The 218-nt window shown below is 69.7% G+C and carries 1 pseudogene; it reads left to right on the forward strand.

Annotated features, from left to right (window positions below):
• Positions 1-218 (forward strand): annotated as a pseudogene (locus tag D8779_RS20600) (hypothetical protein); the annotation flags it as partial.

Genomic DNA, 218 nt, shown 5'->3' on the forward strand with positions numbered 1-218 from the left:
GCTGGTCTCACCGACGCTGAGGGCGGTGTCGGCCATCACAATGCTGGCCACGGTGGGCGCGCCGATGTCGACGGCCTGGGTGGCGTTGGCGGCAGTGCTGGCGTTGCCGGCGGCATCGACAGCAGCGCCGTCGGCCACGGCGACGGTGATCTCGCCGCCGGTCGGGGTCACGACCAAGGTGTAGGTCTGACCATCGACGCTGGTGAAGGCGCCTTTAG

The sequence above is a fragment of the Pseudomonas leptonychotis genome, assembly GCF_004920405.1.
Taxonomy (GTDB): domain Bacteria; phylum Pseudomonadota; class Gammaproteobacteria; order Pseudomonadales; family Pseudomonadaceae; genus Aquipseudomonas; species Aquipseudomonas leptonychotis.